The sequence below is a fragment of the Rhizobium sp. KNZ14-9A genome (assembly GCF_056755015.1).
In genome coordinates, this window is sequence record NZ_JBPGXB010000002.1 from 2,106,534 (window position 1) to 2,128,028 (window position 21,495).

Sequence of the window (21,495 nt, forward strand, 5' to 3'; positions counted from 1 at the left end):
CAACGAAAGATAGTTATTTTGCCCGATATTTCAGAGGCTGCCCGCAGACGGTTTCAGCTCGTCCTGATAAAGCCGTCACACTATGACGATGACGGCTACGTGATCCGATGGTGGCGGGCAATGATCCCCTCTAACTCGCTGGCGGCGATCTTTGGGATTGCCGCCGAGTGTGCGGAGCGGCAGGTGCTTGGGGCCGACACCGCCATCGACATCACCGTCATCGATGAGACCAATACGCGGATCGATTTTGCGGCGCTGATTTCTCAGTTCAAACGCAATGACAACTTCGGGATGATCGCGCTTATCGGTGTCCAGTCCAACCAGTATCCTCGCGCGCTCGATATCGCCCGCCCCTTCCGCGATGCCGGACTGCCAGTCTCGATGGGTGGATTCCATATCTCCGGATGCCTGTCGATGCTAAGTGGCGACGCGATCGGGCTCGACGAATGCCGCAAGATGGGCGTTTCGATGTTTGCGGGCGAGGCTGAAGGACGACTGGAGATGGTGCTGCGCGATGCTGCCGCCGGCGAACTGAAACCGCTCTACAATTTCATGAACGACCTTCCCGGCATCGGTGGCACGCCGGTGCCTTTCCTGCCAAAGGATAATATCCAGCGCACACTTGGCCTCAGCACCAGTTTCGATGCGGGCCGCGGCTGCCCCTATCAATGTTCTTTCTGCACGATCATCAACGTGCAGGGGCGCAAATCCCGCTTCCGCTCCGCCGACGATGTCGAGAAGCTGGTGCGCATGAACTGGGCGCAGGGCATCCATAAGTTCTTCATCACCGACGATAATTTCGCCCGCAACAAGGACTGGGAAGCAATCTTCGACCGGCTGATCGAGCTCAGGGAAAGAGACGGCATTCCCCTTGGCCTAATGATCCAGGTGGACACGCTCTGCCACAAGATCCCGAACTTCATCGAAAAATCGAAACGCGCCGGCGTCACGCGCGTTTTCATCGGCCTTGAAAACGTCAATCCGGACAATTTGACCGCCGCCAAGAAGAACCAGAACAAGATCACCGAATACCGCAAGATGCTGCTTGCCTGGAAGGCACAGGGCATCATGACGCTTGCCGGCTATATTCTGGGCTTCCCGGCCGACACGCCGGAATCGATCCGTCGCGATATCAAGATCATTCAGGAAGAACTGCCGCTCGACGTCATCGAATTCTTCATTCTGACGCCCCTGCCCGGCTCCGAGGACCATCAGGTCCTCTGGAAGAAGGGCATCGAGATGGATCCTGATCTCAATATCTACGATGTCGAGCATGTCTGCACAGCGCATCCGAAGATGAGCAAGAAAGAGTGGGAAGATATCTATCAGGAGGCCTGGTCGCTCTATTACTCGCCTGAGCATATGAAGACCCTGCTGCGCCGCGGAGCGGCAACCGGCATCAAGCTCTCCAGCCTCGTCAAGGTACTGGTGTCGTTTGCGACCACCGTGCCGCTTGAAAACGTTCATCCACTGCAGAGCGGTCTGGTTCGCCTGAAGCATCCATCGGAGCGCCGCCCCGGCCTGAAACGCGAGCATCCGCTGCTCTTCTGGCCGCGCTTTGCCTTCGATACGATCCGCAAGCACGTGTCGCTCGCCGGCACGATCATCAATCTCAGTGTTTCGGCCTTCCTGATTGCCCGCGATGCCGGCGCCAAAAGCTACATGGACAAGGCTTTGACACCGGTCGCCGAGGACGACGAAGATGTTCTCGACCTCTTCACCAAGACCGCTGGCGGCACCGCTGCCGTCAGCCACATCAAGAAGGTTGCCGAACTGACCCATGCCCGCAAAGCCGTCTAGAACGCCGTGCGTTCATCTGGACGCATCAAGGACGCTCTAACTCTTTGAATCACTCTATCCGACATCCCGAAAATCGATTCCGATTTTCGGGATGGTGATGCAGGCGCATTTGTTGAACGACCAAGAGAGAACGGCCACGTGATCTCGTGGCAGCGACGTGACGTCAATCTGCCGCCCGACCCCATTCTTAAGTTAATGGCGGTCGCGTCCTGCCTCAGCCTCTATATCATCCAATTGTCAAAGCAAAGCAGGGGGCCGATCAATCGTCCCGTCTCTCGTCGCTCCAGCCAACAGCATGAACCGGTCTGGAGCGTGTACGCTTGATCGAACCCGGCCTAGTGCTGGTTCTCGATCCTGTGTCGTGGCACCGCTTTGGCTTGGCTTCGCGTCTTGGCCGTGGGGCACGCCGATCTGAGCACGATCAGTCTGATTTCAGCGCGTCAACAAAAAAGCCCTGCCGCAAGCGGCAGGGCTTTTTGAATTTCAGCTTGAAAAACCGATTACTCGGCGCTGTCCTCGGAAGCCTTCTTCTTCGGAGCAGCCTTCTTCTTCGGAGCGGCTTCTTCGCCGCCGGCAGCTTCTTCAGAAGCTTCGGCCTTGGCAGCAGCCTTCTTCTTCGGAGCAGCCTTCTTGGTTTCGGCCTTTTCAGCGCCTTCGCCTTCTTCGTCGGCGAGCAGCTCTTCCTTGGTCACCTTCTTGTCGGTGACGGCGATTTCGGTCAGCAGGTGGTCAATGACCTTTTCTTCGAAGATCGGAGCGCGGATCGAAGCGGCGGCACCCGGCTGGCTGCGGAAGAACTCAAGGATCTGCTTTTCCTGGCCCGGATACTGGCGCAGCTGTTCGTAGATCGCGCGCTGCATTTCGTCTTCGCTGACTTCGACGCCGGCCTTCTCGCCGATTTCGGAGAGAACGAGACCGAGGCGGACGCGGCGCTCGGCGAGCTTCTGGTACTCTTCGCGCGCCTGTTCTTCGGTGGTGTCCTCATCCTCGAAGGTCTTGCCGGACTGAGCGAGGTCGTTGCTGACCTGGTTCCAGATGCCGTTATATTCGGCTTCGACGAGCTTGGACGGGGTCTCGAACTTGTACAGTTCGTCGAGCTGGTCGAGAATCTGGCGCTTCAGCTTCTGGCGCGTCAGCGAGCCGTACTGGGATTCGATCTGGCCACGGACGATTTCCTTGAGGCGGTCGGCAGATTCGAGGCCGAGCTTCTTGGCGAGTTCGTCGTTGATTTCGACATCAGCCGGGGCAGCAACTTCCTTGACGGTGACGTCGAAGGTGGCTTCCTGGCCAGCGAGGTTCTTGGCCGGATAGTCGGCCGGGAAGGTCACAGTGATGGTCTTCTCATCGCCAGCCTTGAGACCAACCAGCTGCTCTTCGAAGCCGGGGATGAAACGGCCGGAGCCGAGAACCAGCTCGGCGTCCTGATCGGTGCCGCCGTCGAAGGCAACGCCATCGACCTTGCCGAGATAGTCCATCTTGACGCGGTCGCCGTTGGCAGCCTTGCCCTTCTTTTCGGCGTAGTCACGGGCGCTTTCAGCGACCTTGAGAACCTGTTCGTTGACTTCGTCGTCGGAGATGTCGACGACTTCGCGCGTGACCTTGATGCCCGCGTTGGACTTCAGCTCGATCGGCGGAAGAACTTCATAAGACAGGGTGAATTCGAAATCCTGCTCAGCGGCGAGGATCTTGTCTGCCTCGTCCTTGTCTTCCGTCATGTTGATTTCCGGCTGAGTAGCCGACTTTTCTCCACGGCTGGACAGGATCTGGGTCGGCTGGTCGCGCACGATCTCGTTGACGAGATCGGCCATGATGGACTTGCCGTAAACCTTCTTGAGGTGAGCGGGCGGAACCTTGCCCGGACGGAAGCCGTTGATGCGAACCTTGTCCTTTACGTCGGCAAGGCGCTCGTTCAGCTTGTTTTCCATGTCCTTGGCCGGGATAACGACCTTGATTTCGCGCTTCAGCCCTTCAGCGAGCGTTTCGATAACCTGCATGTCTTCCTACCTTCATTTCAGTGGCGGCCGTGCCCAGACGCCGTTCGTTTCGGTGAGCACGACGCCGGCCAACTGCCGCACGTGGCTTTTTCTCAATTCCTGTTCGTTCCGTTCTAAGCGGAACAGCACTCGCTTTCCGGGTATCCGGGACAACTAAGTTCCAGTCCTCCCGCCCTGCAAGGCAGCTTGGTGCGGGTAGAGAGACTTGAACTCCCACGCCTTGCGGCACCAGAACCTAAATCTGGCGTGTCTACCAATTTCACCATACCCGCGTTCGCAAAACCGTATGCATATGCCTGCGCATGAGGCCTTCCGGAGCGCGGCGTCTCTATATCATCCGATTCAGAACAGGCAAAGGAAAAATGAACGGCAAATGACAGGGATTTGCGGGCAAAAGCGCACTGTTCCCGTCAGCCACCCCGGCTGTCAATAGAGAGGCTCTTCATAGGCCGGCTTGCCGTCCACAACGAGGCTGCGGATCTGCGCGGCACCGGAGGTGGAGACGCTTGCAGCAATCGAAACGACGCCCTCGTTCCGGGCCTCCTCCAGCGGCCTGCCTTCGCCCTCCGGCACGTAATAGCGCTCTATCCCGTATTCGACGCGGATCGTTTCGCCGTTATTGGGACCATAGCTATAGAAAGGCAGGCTGCGCAGTACGACCGTATCTGCTGCTGCCGGCAATTCCTTGAATGACGATTCGACAATGCCCCAGAAGCCGTCCTGCTGGCGCTTGAGGCGCACCCACAGGGTCTGCTCGCCGGCTTCCGCCGGAATGCCGCCGGTGACTGTCGAGACCGGGACCGACGATACATCGTAATTCAGAACCACGTAGTCGCCACGCAGAAAATCGCGCGGATCAACCGGGGCCGTCTTCAGCAATACTTCGGCGCCGCTTGCCAGGATAGAAGCACGGCTCTGGATGATGTAACCGAGGATCAGCGTCTGCAAGCCAGCGACGAGGATCGCGGCAACAATATAAGAGCGGCCAGCCTGTGGTTTTGCGAAGGCAAAGCTCATGCGCGTTCCTCCCCTGCCTCAACTGTTGCTGGTCCGGCCGCGAAGCGTCTTTCGAGGCGGATGACAACCCAGGCGACGACTGCGACCACCAAGCCCGAGAACAGGAAGAGGCTCGACGTGCCCAAGATCGTGCCGACCGTCACCGAGGCCAGATAGAGCATCTCGGCGGCGAAGGCGCCATAGGCCAGATAGCGTACGGCGCCATTGTCCCGGCCATGCAGCACGATGCCCACAACGGCGGCGGCAAGCGTCAGCAGGCCGATCACGACCATACGCCCGCCTTCGTCCATCTCGGTATGAAGCAGGAACAACCCCATGATGGCGACGAGGAAACTATAGAATGCCGGGGCGGCACCTGCGCTTCTGACGAGCGTAGAAATCGGCCGGACGGGCAAGGCGGTCAGCAGGAAAGCCACCATGCCAAGGACGGCGAAGGCGATCGCCACGGAGATCTCATCAGTCAGCACATAGAGCCAAGCGAGCCAGCCGACCACCAGCAGATAAGCGAGATGGCGCGCCCGATCGGCACCGGTAAAGCGCACGAGCCCGATAACAACAGCCGCCATGACAAGCGGCGCATAGGGACCAGAGCCGACCCAGCGCGTATCGAAATTCTCAAGATAAACTGCAAAGGAGGCCCAGGAGAGGAAGCCGGCGACAACAGTTACCGCAGCAGAGCGGAAAAGGATTGCTGAAACGGTCGCCACGGCAAACCACAGATACATGACCGTCTCCTCGTCGCCTGAGAGATGATACATCTGGCCGATGAGCGAGATGGCGCCGCCAAAGCTCAGCGTACCGACGATGAGCAGACCGCCGGCGGTGGCAAGCGCGCCGCGCATAAGAAGAAGTGCAGCGCCGATGTGAACCGCCCAGATGAGCGCCAGCATCAGGCCCACGCGGACAAGGCGCGGGATATACTCCCAGTTCGATGCGACGAGAAGCAGCAGGGCGGCCCCGAGCAGTACGGCCGCCAATCCCATCAACACGCGGCCGAGGCTGAAACTTGCCGGGCGCGTGTCGTATTCGGCCAGCAGCGTCTTCGCCGTCTCCTCCTCAAGAAGTCCCTTCTCCACCCAGAGCGAGAGATCCCGCCCCAACCTGCCGCGATACATGCCCTACCCCGCATTGATCCGCCATCTTCGGCTTCTCCATTTATAGCGCAGGATCGGCGCGCGGAAACGCCGGTATTTGAAATATGCAAATTCCTCACTGGTCTTAATTGGGTCAGCCATTAACGAAACACTAACCGCATCATCGCTAATATATAAACGCCACACAGAAGGCATGCATGAACCGCATAGCCCTCATGAATATATTGCACTGCAAAACAATCAAAAGTCATACTATTTAACTCATATCGAAGCACGGGGACGGCGCCCCGGCCCGGATTTCCGGAAGCCTGCGGATGATATGTCCGTGACGAGATTCGCAGACGCGCACTCCTCCTCCCAGCGCCCTGCGATAGACTGGCAACACTCCTCCTCCCAGTTGCCAGTCACCATCATGACGCCCACCGGATCCTCCCCCGGTGGGCGTTTTGCTTAACAGGTGGTTAAACGATTAGCATGCCAGCTTTTCGGGCCTTCGCGCGAATCAGGGGTAAAGCAAGCGTTAAGCCGCCTGGGGCAGTCGGGAGCGCGCTTCAGAGCGCGAGGCCTTGTTGTTGTTCGCCGAGACGCATCAAGAAAATGCACCTATAGGAAAGACCATTCGCGGACGCCTCCGGTAGGCCAAATATCCATCTGCGAAAACGGCAGCCTGAGAAAAAATCATTCTGCCTATTCGTTGACCAGAAAATGGCCAAAGCATGTAAAAAACTGCCAGAGCTTTGCGAATCATGCATAGGTGGCTTGAAATCTTGGCTCTGTTAGTTCTTCGCGGCGCAACATATATTCTGGTCATCAAATAGAGGTCAGCGCCGAAGACGGGCTGCTGGCAGGATCAAGCCCTAGGAAAGGGGATTAACATGAACTTCTCTCGCTCTTTCAATAACTGGCGCAAGTATCGTCAGACCGTTACTGAACTCGGTCGCATGACCAACCGCGAATTGCATGACCTCGGCATCGACCGTTCGGACATCCATCGCGTTGCTCGCGAAGCATCCGCCCGCTAAGTACAGGTAATCGCTGCTCCTCCCAAGCAGATTGCCTTCCCAAAACGCCTGCTGCCTCCGCAGCGGGCGTTTTCTTTTTGCCTATCGGCCAGACCGCCGCAAAAGTTGCGGAAGTGTTAATTCTTGGCCTGCTCAAAAATCGTGCCCTGCATAATTAGCGGGCATCAGATTGCACAATTGCATAGCAGACGCCTTTTATTTGCACTGCACAATATCAGGGATCTCCACTATATAGATGTCAACCGCAGACACGGCGATCCCGCCGGTCGCGCAAGACATCTGAGGAAAAGATCATGAACCCGATCCGCATTGCAAAGAGCTGGATTAGCTACCGCCGCACGCTCAACGAACTGGGCAACCTGTCCAACCAGACCCTGTCCGATATCGGCGTCAGCCGTTACGACATCCGCAGCATCGCATCCCGCTCGTTCCGCTAATATAGCGAGCACCATTCCCCAAGACGGCGCCATCAGGCGCCGTTTTCGTTTTTGGCTTTGCCTCGCCTTATCGGAACCCTGGGGCTTTCCGGCAGTTCTCCTTGACGAAAGGAGACCATCCCATGGCAAACCAACTCAATGCAGGCTTCACCGGGCGACCCGCCAACAAGCCCGAGGGCATCCGCAAGGCTGCTTCGGATACTGCCTCCGCTGTCAGGCGTGAGGTGCAGGCCGTTGCGACAGGCGCTGCCGATCACCCTCACATGGCAAGCTCTGTCGTCGTCGGCATCGGCGTCCTCGCCTTCAGCATCGGCTATCTGCTTGGGCGCCAATCCGCCGCGCCGGACCGCTTCTGGAGGTGAGATAATGACCAGGACCCTCCCCGAAAAACCAAATAAGAGCACCCAGTCGCCAAAGGGCGAAATCGATACGCTCAACGAACATGCGCCGGAAACAACTCCGGACGACGTTCCTAACCTTGCTGCGCAACGTGAAGCGGCAAGGGAACATAGTGACGCCTATATCGTCGACACCGATCTGGAGGATGCCGACCAGCGCGAGGCATCGCCCGGAACACGAGAGCAGAGCTAGTTACCTTGCGGCGCCGGAAGGCGCCGTTTCGATTCTGCTGTTGGATCGCGTTCCCCGCCGTGATATCAGCCGCCAATGACCAAGAACTCCTCATACTCCCCTATCCATGTCATCGGCGGCGGACTGGCCGGCTCTGAAGCTGCGTGGCAGATCGCCAATGCTGGCGTTCCTGTGATCCTGCATGAAATGCGCGGCGTGCGCGGCACGGATGCGCACAAGACCGATGGGCTTGCCGAGCTTGTCTGCTCCAACTCCTTCCGCTCGGACGATGCCACCAGCAATGCCGTTGGCGTCATCCATGCGGAAATGCGCATGGCCGGTTCACTGATCATGGCATCGGCCGACAAACATCAGGTGCCGGCAGGTGGCGCGCTGGCAGTCGACCGCGATGGCTTCTCTGATGCCGTAACCAAGGCAATCCACGAGCATCCGCTGATCACGGTCGTGCGCGAGGAAATCTCCGGCCTGCCGCCGAAGGAATGGGATTTGGCTGTTATCGCCACCGGTCCGCTGACGGCCCCGTCGCTTGCGAGCGCCATCCAGGCGGAAACGGGTGAGGATTCTCTTGCCTTCTTCGATGCCATCGCGCCGATCGTCTATCGCGACAGCATCGACATGGATATCTGCTGGTATCAGTCGCGTTATGACAAGGTCGGTCCCGGCGGCACCGGCAAGGACTATATCAACTGCCCGATGACCGAAGAGCAGTACAATGCCTTCGTCGATGCCCTTATTGCCGGCGACACTGTTGGATTCAAGGAGTGGGAGGGCACGCCCTATTTCGACGGCTGCCTGCCGATCGAGGTCATGGCCGAGCGCGGGCGCGAGACGCTGCGCCATGGGCCTATGAAGCCGATGGGCCTCACCAATGCGCATAACCCGACCGTGAAAGCCTATGCCGTCGTGCAGCTTCGTCAGGACAATGCGCTCGGCACGCTCTACAACATGGTCGGCTTCCAGACGAAGTTGAAATATGGCGCGCAGGCCGATATCTTCCGTATGATCCCAGGGCTTGAGAATGCCGAATTCGCCCGGCTCGGCGGCCTGCACCGCAACACCTACATCAACTCGCCCACCTTGCTCGATCCGTCGCTGACTTTGAAGTCGCGGCCGGGCCTGCGTTTTGCCGGCCAGATCACCGGTTGCGAAGGTTATGTGGAAAGCGCAAGCGTGGGCCTGCTGGCCGGCCGCTTTGCCGCCGCGGAACGCAAGGGAGAGCCAGTTTCGCCTCCTCCAGCAACAACGGCGCTCGGCTCGCTGCTCGGCCACATCACCGGCGGCCATATCGTCACCGATGAGGAGCCCGGCAAACGCTCATTCCAGCCGATGAACATCAATTTCGGTCTGTTTCCGGAGCTTCAGCCCGGCTCTATCGCCAAGCCTGAAGGGGTCAAGCGCTTCCGTGGCAAGGACAAGACGGTCATGAAGCGGCAATTGATTGCCAAACGGGCGCTGGCAGATTGCGCCGCGTGGCTAGGTCAGGACCTCAAGCTCGCCGAAAGCGCCTGAGATCGGGCATTTCCGTTTTTCTTCGGTTTACGGGAATGCCCTATGCTTTGTTTTGACTAGTGGCCGTTTGCGGCGGACGAATTCGGCGCAGGCAATTCCTTATCCGGCTCGGCAATATAATTGCCGAGCAGCCAGAGCGACACTTCCGACGCCTCCTTGGCCGAAGCAAACTCGTAAGTGCTGTTGTGATAGGGCGCGTTGACAAATTCGATGCTCAGCCCCCTGCCGGTTTCAGAGGCCAGAACCCGCACAGTACCGGGCTCGATCAGATGGCAGGCGAAGTGGCGCGACATGTTGCGCATGAAGCCGGCCTTGTTGTCATGCAGACGCACGAAGACGGCCTGACCGTCAACGGTCGCCTGGAGCTGGCGGATCGCTTCATTGGGGAATGCGCGGCCAAACTCGATGATGGCAAGGCCCGTGTCGTGCAGGCCATCCTCCTTGTTCTGGGCAGCCATGCGCGTAGCCACGAAGGCGAAGAAGATGACGATGGCGAAAAGAACGCACCAGACGATAATGCCCACGCGGATTCTCCGTTTAGAATGGGGTTATGCCTGACATAACGCGCGAGACTTGCGCGAGTTTGACCGTCGTCAGATTTTCTTGCGCATGCCGGCAAATGCCATGCGCATCTGACGCCGCCATTGCGGCTCTTGCAGCGAGGTTTCCAGAACGGCTGCACCGCGCTTCTGCGCCTTCACCAGCACCGGTTCGGCAAGCGCAACCGGCAGGAAGGCGGGCAGCACAGATGGCGACGGGGCAGATGCCCTCGCCTTGGCAAGGTGATCGCGGCCGAGCCCGGCAAATGCTTCGATGGCTGCAGAGATGCGCAGCTTGTCTGTGCCTGCCAGGAAGGTCTCCCGGTCGAGGCCCGTCGCCGAGAGAATTTCGAGCGGGATATAGACCTGGCCACGGCGTTGCTGGAGCGGCATCAGCAGCAGCATGCCGGAAATGGCCTGCGCCACGCCGGCATGACCGGCCGCATCTGCGGATTTCATCGCCTCTTCCGGGGAAAGGATAAGGCCCGCGAGCTGGATGAGCGCCGAGGCGGTCTCACCCGCATAGCCTTCCAGCGCGGTTCGGCTTTCCATCGGGTCGTCGTAGAGATCGAATATTCGCGCCTCTATCATATTGACGAGCGTCTGCCGTGGAAGCCGGTATGTCTCGACGGTCGAAAGAAGGGCGGCTGCGAGCGGATTTGCCTCGGTCGAACCGTGTGCATTGCCTTCCAGAAGGTCGCGCCAGTATTGCATGCGGATTTCGCCGGGCAGCGGCTCGTGCACGAGGTCGCGGATACGCGCGAGTTCGGCATTGAAGGCATAGAGGGCGGCGAGCGCACCGCGCTTGTCATCAGGCGACAGCAGGCAGGCAAGGTAGCGATCGCGATCGATGTCGCGCAGCATCGCCAGGCTGATGTCCTGATTTGTCTTTGGATCGGCCATGTTCAGACCGCGATCAGGGCGGCGGCGACGGCACGCTGTTCGGAGAGCATGATATTGAAAGTGCGCACGGCAGCACCCGTGCTCATTGGATCGGAAGAGATACCCCGTGCCTTGAGAGCAGCACGCAACTCCTGGGGCAGGCGGCGAAGCTCCGTGCCCGTACCGACGAGCAGCACTTCGATATCGGCGGCTTCATCAAGCACACGGCGGAAATTTTCCACCGACAGCGGCTTCGCCATGTCCATATCCCAGCCGTGGATGCCCGATGGCAGGCAGAGGATGGAGCCGCGATGCGACATATCTGCAAAGCGGAAGCCGCCATTGCCATAGGTGTCGATGGGAGCGCGGCCCGGGAAATGGGCGTCGCGGATTTCAATGCCTTTTGCCATGTATCTATACCGCAGGCTTGCCGGATTTCATGCTGATATTGCCCTCGTCCTCGCCACCGCTCTCCCGGCGCAGCCGGAAGATGATGAGAACAGGCGCGGCTATATAGATGGAGGAGAATGTTCCGAGCGCAACGCCGAAGAGCATGGTGAAAGTGAAGGAGCGGATGACGGCGCCGCCGAAAATATAGAGCGCAAAGAGCGCAAGGAGTGTCGTGGCCGCCGTCAGAATGGTGCGCGAGAGTGTCTGGTTGATTGCCGCATCGATTAGGATCGGCAGTGGCATCTTCCTGTAGCGCTTGAGGTTTTCGCGCATGCGGTCGTAGACGACGACGGTATCATTCAGCGAATAGCCGACGACGGTCAGAAGTGCTGCGACGCTCGTCAGATTGAATTCCATACCGGTCAGCACGAAGAGGCCGAGCATGATGATGACGTCGTGCAGCGTCGCAACAATTGCGCCGACCGCAAACTGCCACTCGAAGCGGATCCAGATATAGACGAGGATAGCAAATAGCGAAGTAAGGATGCCAATTGTCGCCAGCATGGTCAGTTCGCCGGAGACGGCCGGGCCGACAACCTCGACGCGGCGGAAATCGTAGTCCTCGGCCAATTCACCACGAATGAATGTTGCGACCGACTGCTCGGCATTTTCGCCGCCATCCTGCGAGCCAACACGGATCAGGGCGTTGGTGGCATCGCCGATGCGCTCAACGCGCACCGGTCCGAGGTTCAGTTCGTTGAGACGGGCGCTGAGATCGGCAATATCGGCGTTGCCCTGCTTCGCCGTGACCTCGACCAGCGAACCGCCGGTAAAGTCGATGCCGAGCTGCAGGCCTACCGTTGCGAAGGCGAGCATGGCGGCGATGCAAAGTGTTGCCGATGCCGTAAAGACATAGCGGCGAATACCCATGAAGCGGATATTGGCATGCTCGAAGAGGCCGGTCAGCGCGCTCTTCGGCAGATGGCGAGGATGGCGTCTTGCAAGCCAGGCAACCACGAAGCCGCGCGTCAGCGTGAAGGCCGTCAGGATGGTCGTGAGGATGCCGACGGCCAGCGTCACGGCAAAGCCGCGAATGGATTCGCTGCCGACAAAGAAGAGAATGACAGCGGCGATGAAGATCGTGACGTTGGCATCGACGATGGTAGCGAAAGCCCGCGAGAAGCCACGCTCGACCGCCTGGGCGAAGTTGGTATGCGGCACTCTCTCCTCTTCGCGGATGCGCTCATAGATCAGCACATTGGAATCAACGGCCATGCCGACGATCAGCACGAGGCCTGCAATGCCTGGAAGCGTCAATATCGCACCCGCAAGGCTCAACACTGCGACGATCAGCACCAGATTGAAGGCCAGCGACACGACGGCGATGATGCCGAGCATCCGGTAGAGCGCGATCATCAGCGTTGCGACGAGCACGACAGCGACAATGCCGGCGACAAGACCGGAGAAAACGGATTCCGAGCCGAAGACCGGGCTGACGGTGCGCTCTTCCACTGATGTCAGCGTCGCAGGCAGTGCGCCGGCCCGCAACATGACGGCCAGATCCTGAACGCCCTCTTCGGAGAAATTGGCCGATATCTCGCCGCTACCATCGGAGGTCGGCGCTTCGATGACCGGGTTCGCCATGACTTGATCATCAAAGACAATGGCAAGATGTTTGCCCACATTGGCAGTCGTTGCCTGCGCCAGACGCTTTGCCGCCTCGGCATTCAGCCGGTAGACAATGGCGCTGTCCTGCGTTTGCGGATCGGTCTTCGTATCGACTTCGGCAAAATCAGCGCCTGTCGCTATCGCCGTGCGATCGACGAGATAGGGAACCGGCGGATCATCCAGCGAATAAAGCACCTGCGATGTCGCGGGCCAGCGGCCGGCAAGCGCCTGCTGGCCGGTCATGCTCTCATCAATGAGGTGGAAGGAGAGTGCGGCGGGTTCGTTCAGCAGGTTCTTCAGCCGTTCGGCATCGACGGAGCCCAGAACCTGCACGGCGATACGATCGTCCCCGTCAGGACGAACAGTGAAATTCTCTTTGCCGAAACCGGCGATGCGGCGGGCGACAATATCGAGCGAGCGGGTCCGCGCAGCAACCGTGTCGGCATCGATCGCCTTGTCGGAGATCTGCAGCGTCAACTGGCCGTCATTGCTCTGCTGGAGCGAAACATTGGCTGAGGTCAGTGATTTCAGGAGATCGGCTGCGGCCTGAAGCTGCGCCGCATCGGTAACCTTGACTGTCACCGTCTGTGCAGTTCCGGTAAGCCCCGTATAGCGGATGCCGGCTCTGCGGAGCGCATCACGAACGCTGGCAACCGTTGCCTCGAGCCGGTCCCGGATAATGTCGGACCGTTCGAGGCGGAGTACGATATGGGAGCCACCCTGCAGATCGAGACCGAGGGTGACGCGATCCTGCCGGAGCCAGCTTGGCAGGGAGGAGAGCTGCGCCTGGCTCAGGAGATTGGGCGCAGCGACGATAAATGCGGCAATCGCGACCAACCAGATCAGAAGTGTCTTTAAGCGGGAAAAATGGTGCATTCTCTCGACTATCTTCCGATCCGGCGGGTGTTGCTATCGCATGTTAAGCAGCGTCGGCCTTGACCGGCTCGCCCTTTACGCGGATTTCGGAAATGCCGGTGCGGACGATGCGCACGCGCACGCCTTCGGCGATTTCGACTTCGACTTCCTTCTCGTCGACAACCTTCGTGACCTTGCCAACGAGGCCGCCGCCGGTAACGATCTGGTCGCCGCGACGGATCGCCTTCAAGGTCTCCTCACGCTTCTTGGCCTGCGCGCGCTGCGGGCGGATGAGCAGGAAATACCAGACCACCATCAGCGGCACGAATAGGATGATCATTTCGAGGCCTGAGCCGCCGAAAGCACTCGTGGCGTCAGTTGCGCTCTGGGCAAATGCCGGGGTGATAAACATGCTAAGCTCCTCAGGCTATGGGCGGCGGAACCCCGCCTCTCTTTTCAAGTCGCCGGACTATAGTTGCAGCCTTTATGAATGCAACAAAAACAGCCGGAAAGCGTACCGATTCCGCTGCCTCATAACCTTTCCGCTGTGGAAAGGCCATGCTACCCGGCATCAAAAAAGCGAAAGCGGATTATCGCTGCAATCTATGAAGGAGGCACCCGATGGCCGAAGAAATCAATAGTGTTCTGCTTCAGGAGCTGAAGAGGCTTGCGGATGCGGTCGAACGGCTGGCGGGACCGGCGCCCGCTGCCAATGACTGGAACGCCGCTGACTGTTTCGTCTGGTCCCCTGCGCGCCATTATCTGCAGCCCGTCAGGCGTCCCAATCGCGTGGCGCTAAAGCTTATCCGTGGCGTCGATCACGTGCGCGACATCCTGCACGAAAACACCGTGCGTTTTGCCGAGGGCTATGCAGCCAACAACGTGCTGCTCTGGGGCGCGCGTGGCATGGGCAAGTCCTCGCTGGTCAAGGCCGTGCATGAAGATGTGCGCCGCGAGAGCAGCGTATCGTTGAAACTCGTCGAAGTGCATCGCGAAGATATTGCCAGCCTGCCGACGCTCCTCGACCTCCTCAAGGATACGCCGCATCGCGTTATCGTCTTCTGCGACGACCTCTCCTTCGACCACGACGATACCGCCTATAAGTCGCTCAAGGCGGCGCTCGATGGCGGCGTGGAAGGGCGGCCGGACAATGTGCTGTTCTATGCCACGTCCAACCGGCGCCACCTGCTGCCGCGCCACATGATGGAAAACGAGCAGTCGACGGCAATCAATCCGTCCGAAGCCGTCGAGGAGAAGGTGTCACTCTCGGACCGCTTCGGCCTGTGGCTCGGCTTCCACAAATGCAGCCAGGAAGATTATCTGACGATGATCGACGGCTACGCCGAACACTTCAAGCTCGGCCTTGAGCGCGAGAGGATGCATGCCGAGGCGCTGGAATGGGCAACGACCCGCGGCGCCCGCTCCGGTCGCGTTGCCTGGCAATATATCCAGGATCTGGCCGGCCGCATGCGCGTCCATCTCGACCGCGCTTGAGCATTTCCTCACGCGTGTCGTTCTAGCAAAACCACTGCGGACTTTGGGCGACACGCCTAAAACGACAAAAGCCCGGCTGCTGGCCGGGCTTTTGCACTTTCCTGAGACGCTCTACCTGCTCAGAAATCTCACCTATTCAAGAAATGTCATGGGGTTGACCGGGGACGCATCCTTGCGAACCTCAAAGTGAACCTGCGGCTGCTTGACGTTGCCGCTCATGCCCGACATGGCGACCGTCTGGCCACGCTGGATCTTCTGGCCGCGGGTAACGCTCAGCGTATCGGCATTGCCGTAGACGGTGACGGTGCCGTCGTCGTGACGGACGAGAACCGTGTTGCCGAGTTCCTTCAGGCCATTACCGGCATAGATGACAACGCCGTTTTCGGCAGCCTTGATCGCAGTCCCCTGCGGAACCGAGATATCGATGCCATCATTGCGGCTGCCGTTGACGTTGGCGCCATAGGCAGCGATCACCTGGCCGCGAACCGGCCAGCGATATTTGCCGATGCCGGTGGCTTCAGGAGCAGCAGCGCTGACATCGGACTTCTTCTCGACGTCATCGACTGTCTGCGTGGCGGCAGGGGCCTTGTAGGGCGCCGGCTGCGCGGAGGCCGTCTGGACCGGGGGGCTCGCCGGCTGGGCAGGCTTGACCTGCTCGACCTTCTGCGCCGGGATGGAGGCCGTCTTGATCGTGTCGGCAGAAGCTCCGCCGTTCGGGATCTTCAACTCCTGGCCGATGCGGATCGAGCTCGCCGACAGATTGTTGGCTGCCTTGATATCGTCGATGTTGGCACCCGTCGCCTTGGCGATCTTGGCTAGCGAGTCACCCTGCTTGACTGTGTAGGTTCCCGCAGCACCATTCGGATTCTTGCCGCCTGCCGGAGGAGCTTTGCCCGTTGGATCTGCACTCGCGACAGTCTTGTCGCGAGCCGAATTGGCACCCGGAACGACAGCAACCTTCTGCTCCTGGCCCTTCGTCGGCTGCGGCAGGTTGCCGGGCTTGGAAAGGTCGGCGGACTGAGCTGCAGCCTTGGCAGCATTGTTGCCGCCGTTGAAGGTCGGGATGAGGATCGCCTGGCCGGGCTGCGCAGCTGAAGCCGTCTTCAGATTGTTGACACGCAGGATTTCCTTTTCCGGAACGCCGTAGCGGCGGGAAAGGACAGCGATGTTTTCACCCGGACGCAGCGTGACCGACGGAGCATTGGTCCCCGACCAGCCCGAAACCTTCGGCGTCGTGCCCGTCGTCAGCGTATCGGGAGTAACTCTCGGCGCATTCATGCCCGCCGGAGCAATGCGATCGGGCTTCGGAGCGGCTGGAAACGGCTGGGCAAGCGCAACGTCTCTTTCCCGCTGACGGGGAGAAACGGACCCTGCGCTCGGCGGAGCGAGTTCGGTGCGCTGAACGGAAACCGGTGCGGATGCCATCCGTGCGGCGGAGCCGGATGTGGCAACCGGATCATAGCTCGGGCGGCCCGGATAGGGCTGGCTCATCGTATTGTTCTGAGCGTAAGACGGCTGCATGGCCGAACCACCAAGATCGGCGCGCGGCACCGGGTCGCCCTGCGGCCCGTTGAAACCCCTGCGCGGGATCGAATTCGTCGTCATCTGATCCTGCCCGGAGGAAGAAAACAGATTGCCGAAACGTGTTACATCGGAGCTGCAGCCTGTTGCTGCACTCGCCAGCAAGGCGACGACCAGAAAATTGCCGGCCGATTTCCCGAACTTCGGCGAAAGACTGAAACGCATGACTCGACCCACTTAGAACGCAACCATTTGTGAATCTATTAAAGCGCGTTAGTGTTACCATGCGGTTAAGGCGCTGGAATCAGTGCTATATTTTTGAGAACTTGATAACCATAAGTTTGCGGGCGAAAAATCATAGCCCGCCGGGCCTTGCGAGCTGCCGGTCTAGAGCTGCGAAGCAAGCCTTGGAACAATCGGCAGATAGGGAGCGTCGAAGAGCTCTTCCCGCTCGAAGCGGCTGCCGGTCTTTGTCAGCCGCACCATGCGGCATTCATTCTCGGAGATCATCAGCGGCGCAATCATGGAACCGCCGGACACCAGCTGATCGGCATAGAAGCGCGGCATGGAATTGAAAGCGGCCGTAACGAGGATGCGGTCAAAAGTGCCCTCGCCCTGCATGCCGCCGCTGCCATCGGCCTGGCGGATGATGACGCTGCGCAGGCTGAGCTTTTCCATGCGGCGCTGGGCCGAAAGCGTCAGCGTCTTGTAGCGATCGACCGTCAGCACGCGTTCTGCAATGCGACCGATAACCGCCGCGGTAAAGCCGCTGCCCGTGCCGATCTCGAGTACGCGCTGACCGGGGCGGACCTTCAGGTGATGCAAAAGACGGACGGCGAAATCGACGCCCTCCAGAAATGAGCCGCACTCGATCGGGATCGTGCGGCTAGAATAGGCGTTCTCGGTAAATTGCGGCGGGACGAAAAGCGAGCGCGGCGTCTGCTCGACAGCCGTCAGCAAATCGATGTCGGAAATGCCTTCCGCGCGCAATCTCAAGACCAGCGCTGCGAAGCCTTCCTTCTCGGCCAGTTTTGCCGTCAACCCTTTACTCCGTATCCGAGGGCCCGCGCCACGCGGTCCGTCACGGAATAATCGGTCAGATCAAGTTTCAAAGGTGTTACCGAAATCTTATTATGCTTGAGGGCGTGAATATCGCTGCCCTCGGTAAAGGCGCCGGCGCGTTCGCCGAATTTCAGCCAGTAATAGGGGAAGCCACGACCATCCGTGCGCGCATCGACCTGCAGGTTGAAGGCAAGCTTGCCTTGCGCGGTCACTTCAACGCCCTCGACTTCATCGGGACGACAGTTGGGGAAGTTGAGGTTCAGGAAGGTGCCCTCAGGAAGATCGACCGTCATCAGCTTTTCGAGCAGCGCCGGAGCGTGAGCCTCGCACACCTCCCAGGGCAGGATGCGGGCACCGTCATCATAGATATAGGCCTGACTGAGGGCGAAGGAGCGCACGCCCTGCATCGTGCCTTCGATGGCGCCGGCGATGGTGCCGGAATAGGTCACGTCGTCGGCGACGTTGGAGCCGGAGTTCACGCCGGACAAAACGAGGTCCGGCTTGATATCCAGCACCTGCTTGATGCCCATGATGACGCAATCGGTCGGCGTGCCGCGGAGCGCATAGTGTTTGTCGGAAATCTTCCGGAGCCGCAACGGCTCCGAAAGGCTGAGCGAATGCGCAAGGCCGCTCTGGTCGGTTTCGGGGGCGACAATCCAGACATCGTCAGAAAGCGCCCTTGCGATCCGTTCCAGCGCACCCAAGCCCTCGGCATGGATACCGTCGTCATTCGTCAGCAGGATGCGCATGGTCTCAAGCCGCCCGTTCGATCTTCGTCAGGCCGCCCATATAGGGCTGCAAAACGTCCGGAATCGTGACCGAACCATCCTCGTTCAGATAATTTTCCAAGACCGCGATCAGGCAGCGGCCGACAGCCGTACCGGAGCCGTTCAGCGTATGAACGAACTTCGTCGCCTTGTCGTCCTTGCCACGATAGCGGGCGTTCATGCGCCGCGCCTGGAAATCGCCGCAGACAGAGCAGGACGAGATCTCGCGGAAAGTGTTCTGACCCGGCAGCCAGACTTCGAGGTCATAGGTCTTGCGCGAGCCGAAGCCCATGTCGCCCGTGCAAAGCGTCATCGTGCGGAAATGCAGACCCAGGCGCTTCAACACTTCTTCGGCGCAGGCCGTCATGCGCTCATGTTCGGCGAGCGAGCTCTCGGCGTCGGTGATCGAGACCAGCTCGCACTTCCAGAACTGGTGCTGGCGCAGCATGCCACGGGTATCGCGGCCGGCAGATCCCGCCTCCGAACGGAAGGATGGCGTAAGAGCAGTGAAGCGCAGCGGCAGCTTTTCCTGATCGAGGATTTCTTCACGAACCAGGTTGGTCAGCGTCACTTCCGCGGTCGGGATGAGGTAACGACCATCCGTCGTCTTGAAGAGATCTTCCTCGAACTTCGGCAGGTTGCCGGTGCCGAACAGTGCCTCGCCCCGCACCATCAACGGCGAAGACACTTCGGTATAGCCGTGTTCGGTCGTGTGGAGGTCGATCATGAACTGGCCGAGCGCGCGTTCCAGCTTGGCGAGCGGGCCGGTCAACACCGTGAAGCGCGAACCGGAGAGCTTGGTGGCCCGTTCGAAATCCATATAGCCGAGGGCTTCGCCGATTTCGAAATGCTCCTTCGGCGCGTGGTTCCAGCGCGGCCTTTCGCCGACGATACGCGTCACGACATTGTCGTGCTCGTCCTTGCCGACAGGCACCTCATCGAGCGGCACGTTCGGGATGCGCGAAAGCTGGTCGTTGAGCTCGGCGGAAAGTGCACGCTCTTCCTCTTCGGCAGCCGGCAGCGTTTCCTTGATCTCGGCGACCTCGCCCTTCAGCTTGTCGGCAAGCTCGGCGTTCTTCTGCGCCATGGCCGCACCGATCTCCTTGGAGGCGGTGTTGCGGCGGGACAGCAGATCCTGCGCCTTCTGCACGGCGGAGCGGCGCTTCTCGTCAAGGGCGATGAGAGATTGCGACTGAGGCTCCGCTCCGCGCTTTGCAAGGGCGGCATCGAGGGCCTCGGGATTCTCACGGATCCATTTGATATCGAGCATCGTCGTTCCAGATCGTTTCAACAGGAATGAACCGGTCGGAGAAAACCCCGACCGGATGGGAAACGGCAGAACTCAGTGAAATGTCCTGATGCGCTCAGACGCTGTCCGTCTTGGCGACGTCAGAGGATTCGCTGGCCTCTTCAAGCGCCTGTTTGGAACGCTGACGCTCCACGAGTTGTGCCGCGTAGATGGAAATCTCGTAGAGAAGGATCGTCGGCAGCGCAAGACCGATCTGGGACATGGGATCGGGCGGCGTCAGGACCGCGGCCACGACGAAGGCAAGCACGATCGCGAACTTGCGCTTCTCAGAGAGCCATTGCGACGTCAGAAGACCGACGCGGGCCAGAAGCGTGGTGATGACCGGCAGCTGAAAGACGAGGCCGAAGGAGAAGACGAGCGTCATGATGAGGCTTAGATATTCCGAGACCTTCGGCAGGAGCGAGATCGCCACTTCGTCATGGCCCGGCGCCTGCTGCATCGACAGGAAGAACCACATGACCATCGGCGTGAAGAAGAAATAGACCAGCGCGCCACCCATGAGAAACAGGATCGGCGATGCGATCAGGAACGGCAGGAAAGCCTGCCGTTCGTTCTTGTAGAGGCCAGGCGCCACGAACTTGTAGATCTGCGCGGCGATGATCGGGAAGGCGATCACAAGACCGCCGAACATGGCGACCTTGACCTGCGTGAAGAAGAATTCCTGCGGCGCCGTATAGATCAGCTGCGCCTTCTCGACATCGAGATGGGCCCAGCTGACAGCAAGCTTGTAGGGATAGACGAGGTAATTGAAGATGTGCTTGGCGAAAATGAAGCACGCGATGAAGGCGATGAAGAAGGCGGCGATCGACCAGATCAGCCGCGTGCGCAGCTCCATCAGGTGCTCGATCAACGGCTGCGGCTTGTCTTGTGTATCACCGCTCATGCCTCATCCTTCTTCTTTTTGGCGGCCGGCTTTGCGACAGCGGCCGGCTTCTTTGTAGCGGCAGCGCGCTTCGGCTTCTCGGCGGCCGGTGCCGCGACCAATGCAACGGCATCAGCCTTGTCTGCAGCCTTCACGCGCGGCTTGCGCACGGCCTTCGGCTTTTCGGCCACGGCGACCGGAGCAACAGTGGCGGCAGCGAACGGCTGCGGCGCAGGAACGACCGGCGGTGTTTCCGGCAGGCTCATGGACGGCGCCGGCGCGGAAAATTCCGCAGGCGGCACTTCCGTCGCAGTCTCGGCTCCCTGCTCTAGCGGGCGCTGTTCTGCCGGCTTCTCGACCTTCGTCGAATTCTGCAGGTCGGCCTTGATCTCGTTCCCCATCTGGCGCAGCGGGTTCATCGCCTCGCGCAGGCTGTTGACCGGGTTGAGCTTCTGGGCGTCGCTGATCGTGCTACGCACGTCGTCAAGCTCGGCTTCGCGCAGCGCTTCGTCGAACTGGGCACGAAACTCACCCGCGACCTTACGGGCGCGTGCCGTCATCTTGCCGAAAGCGCGCAGCATCGGTGGCAGATCCTTGGGACCGACAACCACGATCAGAACGACCGCGATAACCAAAAGTTCGGTCCAGCCAATATCGAACATGCAAGGCTCCTGAACGGGCG

21 protein-coding genes and 1 tRNA gene are annotated in these 21,495 nt (G+C 59.8%); 7 read left to right on the top strand and 15 right to left on the bottom strand.

The features are described 5' to 3' along the window. Nucleotides 1–18 precede the first annotated feature (18 nt). Entirely contained in the window at nt 19–1,800 is a 1,782-nt protein-coding gene (locus tag ACR9ZQ_RS16970) for a radical SAM protein (RefSeq protein ID WP_310383193.1), read from the top strand. 500 nt (nt 1,801–2,300) lie between these two features. Here ACR9ZQ_RS16970 and tig read toward each other — a convergent pair whose 3' ends face one another. The 4 genes from tig to ACR9ZQ_RS16990 form a co-directional block, all read right to left on the bottom strand. Next, nucleotides 2,301–3,794 (bottom strand): trigger factor, encoded by a 1,494-nt coding sequence (gene tig, locus ACR9ZQ_RS16975; protein WP_310383190.1) that lies wholly within the window; start codon nt 3,792–3,794, stop codon nt 2,301–2,303. 187 nt (nt 3,795–3,981) lie between these two features. Continuing rightward, nucleotides 3,982–4,066, bottom strand: a tRNA-Leu gene (locus tag ACR9ZQ_RS16980). A gap of 154 nt (nt 4,067–4,220) precedes the next feature. Continuing rightward, the gene (locus tag ACR9ZQ_RS16985; RefSeq protein ID WP_310383188.1) at nt 4,221–4,811 is read right to left on the bottom strand and encodes a GDYXXLXY domain-containing protein; all 591 of its coding nucleotides are present in this window, start codon (nt 4,809–4,811) and stop codon (nt 4,221–4,223) included. Continuing rightward, nucleotides 4,808–5,926, bottom strand: coding sequence for a DUF2157 domain-containing protein (locus ACR9ZQ_RS16990; RefSeq protein WP_310383185.1), 1,119 nt, complete (start codon nt 5,924–5,926; stop codon nt 4,808–4,810). The genes ACR9ZQ_RS16985 and ACR9ZQ_RS16990 overlap by 4 nt, the downstream gene beginning before the upstream one ends. An 854-nt stretch (nt 5,927–6,780) precedes the next feature. Here ACR9ZQ_RS16990 and ACR9ZQ_RS16995 point away from each other — a divergent pair. From ACR9ZQ_RS16995 to trmFO, 5 genes are all read left to right on the top strand, one after another. Next, on the top strand, nt 6,781–6,927 hold the full coding sequence (locus ACR9ZQ_RS16995) for a DUF1127 domain-containing protein (protein ID WP_003558908.1): 147 nt from the start codon (nt 6,781–6,783) through the stop codon (nt 6,925–6,927). A 293-nt stretch (nt 6,928–7,220) separates the two neighbouring features. Continuing rightward, the gene (locus ACR9ZQ_RS17000) at nt 7,221–7,364 is read left to right on the top strand and encodes a DUF1127 domain-containing protein (RefSeq protein ID WP_007813564.1); all 144 of its coding nucleotides are present in this window, start codon (nt 7,221–7,223) and stop codon (nt 7,362–7,364) included. Between the two features lie 122 nt (nt 7,365–7,486). Further along, complete coding sequence (locus ACR9ZQ_RS17005) at nt 7,487–7,726, top strand: hypothetical protein (protein WP_007813566.1); 240 nt, start codon at nt 7,487–7,489, stop codon at nt 7,724–7,726. Further along, nucleotides 7,617–7,955, top strand: a complete 339-nt coding sequence (locus ACR9ZQ_RS17010; RefSeq protein WP_481429331.1) for a hypothetical protein — start codon at nt 7,617–7,619, stop codon at nt 7,953–7,955. Before ACR9ZQ_RS17005 ends, ACR9ZQ_RS17010 begins: the two co-directional genes overlap by 110 nt. A 75-nt stretch (nt 7,956–8,030) precedes the next feature. Next, nucleotides 8,031–9,464, top strand: a complete 1,434-nt coding sequence (gene trmFO, locus ACR9ZQ_RS17015; protein ID WP_481428342.1) for a methylenetetrahydrofolate--tRNA-(uracil(54)-C(5))-methyltransferase (FADH(2)-oxidizing) TrmFO — start codon at nt 8,031–8,033, stop codon at nt 9,462–9,464. A gap of 56 nt (nt 9,465–9,520) precedes the next feature. Here the strand turns inward: trmFO and ACR9ZQ_RS17020 are convergent, their stop codons facing one another. From ACR9ZQ_RS17020 to yajC, 5 genes are all read right to left on the bottom strand, one after another. Beyond that, on the bottom strand, nt 9,521–9,988 hold the full coding sequence (locus ACR9ZQ_RS17020) for a hypothetical protein (RefSeq protein ID WP_481428343.1): 468 nt from the start codon (nt 9,986–9,988) through the stop codon (nt 9,521–9,523). A gap of 69 nt (nt 9,989–10,057) precedes the next feature. Then, nucleotides 10,058–10,912 (bottom strand): phytoene/squalene synthase family protein, encoded by an 855-nt coding sequence (locus ACR9ZQ_RS17025; RefSeq protein WP_405049724.1) that lies wholly within the window; start codon nt 10,910–10,912, stop codon nt 10,058–10,060. Further along, nucleotides 10,909–11,295, bottom strand: coding sequence for an Mth938-like domain-containing protein (locus ACR9ZQ_RS17030; protein WP_310383157.1), 387 nt, complete (start codon nt 11,293–11,295; stop codon nt 10,909–10,911). The genes ACR9ZQ_RS17025 and ACR9ZQ_RS17030 overlap by 4 nt, the downstream gene beginning before the upstream one ends. Before the next feature lie 4 nt (nt 11,296–11,299). Next, nucleotides 11,300–13,819, bottom strand: a complete 2,520-nt coding sequence (gene secDF / locus ACR9ZQ_RS17035; protein ID WP_481428344.1) for a protein translocase subunit SecDF — start codon at nt 13,817–13,819, stop codon at nt 11,300–11,302. Nucleotides 13,820–13,862: 43 nt separating this feature from the next. Further along, on the bottom strand, nt 13,863–14,210 hold the full coding sequence (gene yajC, locus ACR9ZQ_RS17040) for a preprotein translocase subunit YajC (RefSeq protein ID WP_112545768.1): 348 nt from the start codon (nt 14,208–14,210) through the stop codon (nt 13,863–13,865). A 209-nt stretch (nt 14,211–14,419) separates the two neighbouring features. Here yajC and ACR9ZQ_RS17045 point away from each other — a divergent pair, with 209 nt between their 5' ends. Further along, a complete protein-coding gene (locus ACR9ZQ_RS17045) occupies nt 14,420–15,292 on the top strand; it encodes an ATP-binding protein (RefSeq protein WP_113322426.1) in 873 nt (290 codons plus the stop codon). A gap of 132 nt (nt 15,293–15,424) precedes the next feature. Here ACR9ZQ_RS17045 and ACR9ZQ_RS17050 read toward each other — a convergent pair whose 3' ends face one another. The 6 genes from ACR9ZQ_RS17050 to tatB form a co-directional block, all read right to left on the bottom strand. Then, nucleotides 15,425–17,038 (bottom strand): peptidoglycan DD-metalloendopeptidase family protein, encoded by a 1,614-nt coding sequence (locus tag ACR9ZQ_RS17050; protein WP_481428345.1) that lies wholly within the window; start codon nt 17,036–17,038, stop codon nt 15,425–15,427. Between the two features lie 162 nt (nt 17,039–17,200). After that, complete coding sequence (locus ACR9ZQ_RS17055; protein ID WP_113322428.1) at nt 17,201–17,854, bottom strand: protein-L-isoaspartate(D-aspartate) O-methyltransferase; 654 nt, start codon at nt 17,852–17,854, stop codon at nt 17,201–17,203. Beyond that, nucleotides 17,851–18,624, bottom strand: a complete 774-nt coding sequence (gene surE, locus ACR9ZQ_RS17060; protein WP_481428346.1) for a 5'/3'-nucleotidase SurE — start codon at nt 18,622–18,624, stop codon at nt 17,851–17,853. The genes ACR9ZQ_RS17055 and surE overlap by 4 nt, the downstream gene beginning before the upstream one ends. Nucleotides 18,625–18,628: 4 nt before the next feature. Then, the gene (serS, locus tag ACR9ZQ_RS17065; RefSeq protein ID WP_310383147.1) at nt 18,629–19,912 is read right to left on the bottom strand and encodes a serine--tRNA ligase; all 1,284 of its coding nucleotides are present in this window, start codon (nt 19,910–19,912) and stop codon (nt 18,629–18,631) included. 94 nt (nt 19,913–20,006) lie between these two features. After that, on the bottom strand, nt 20,007–20,834 hold the full coding sequence (gene tatC, locus ACR9ZQ_RS17070; protein WP_481428347.1) for a twin-arginine translocase subunit TatC: 828 nt from the start codon (nt 20,832–20,834) through the stop codon (nt 20,007–20,009). Next, nucleotides 20,831–21,475 (bottom strand): Sec-independent protein translocase protein TatB, encoded by a 645-nt coding sequence (gene tatB, locus ACR9ZQ_RS17075; RefSeq protein WP_481428348.1) that lies wholly within the window; start codon nt 21,473–21,475, stop codon nt 20,831–20,833. The genes tatC and tatB overlap by 4 nt, the downstream gene beginning before the upstream one ends. Between the last annotated feature and the right edge of the window lie 20 nt (nt 21,476–21,495).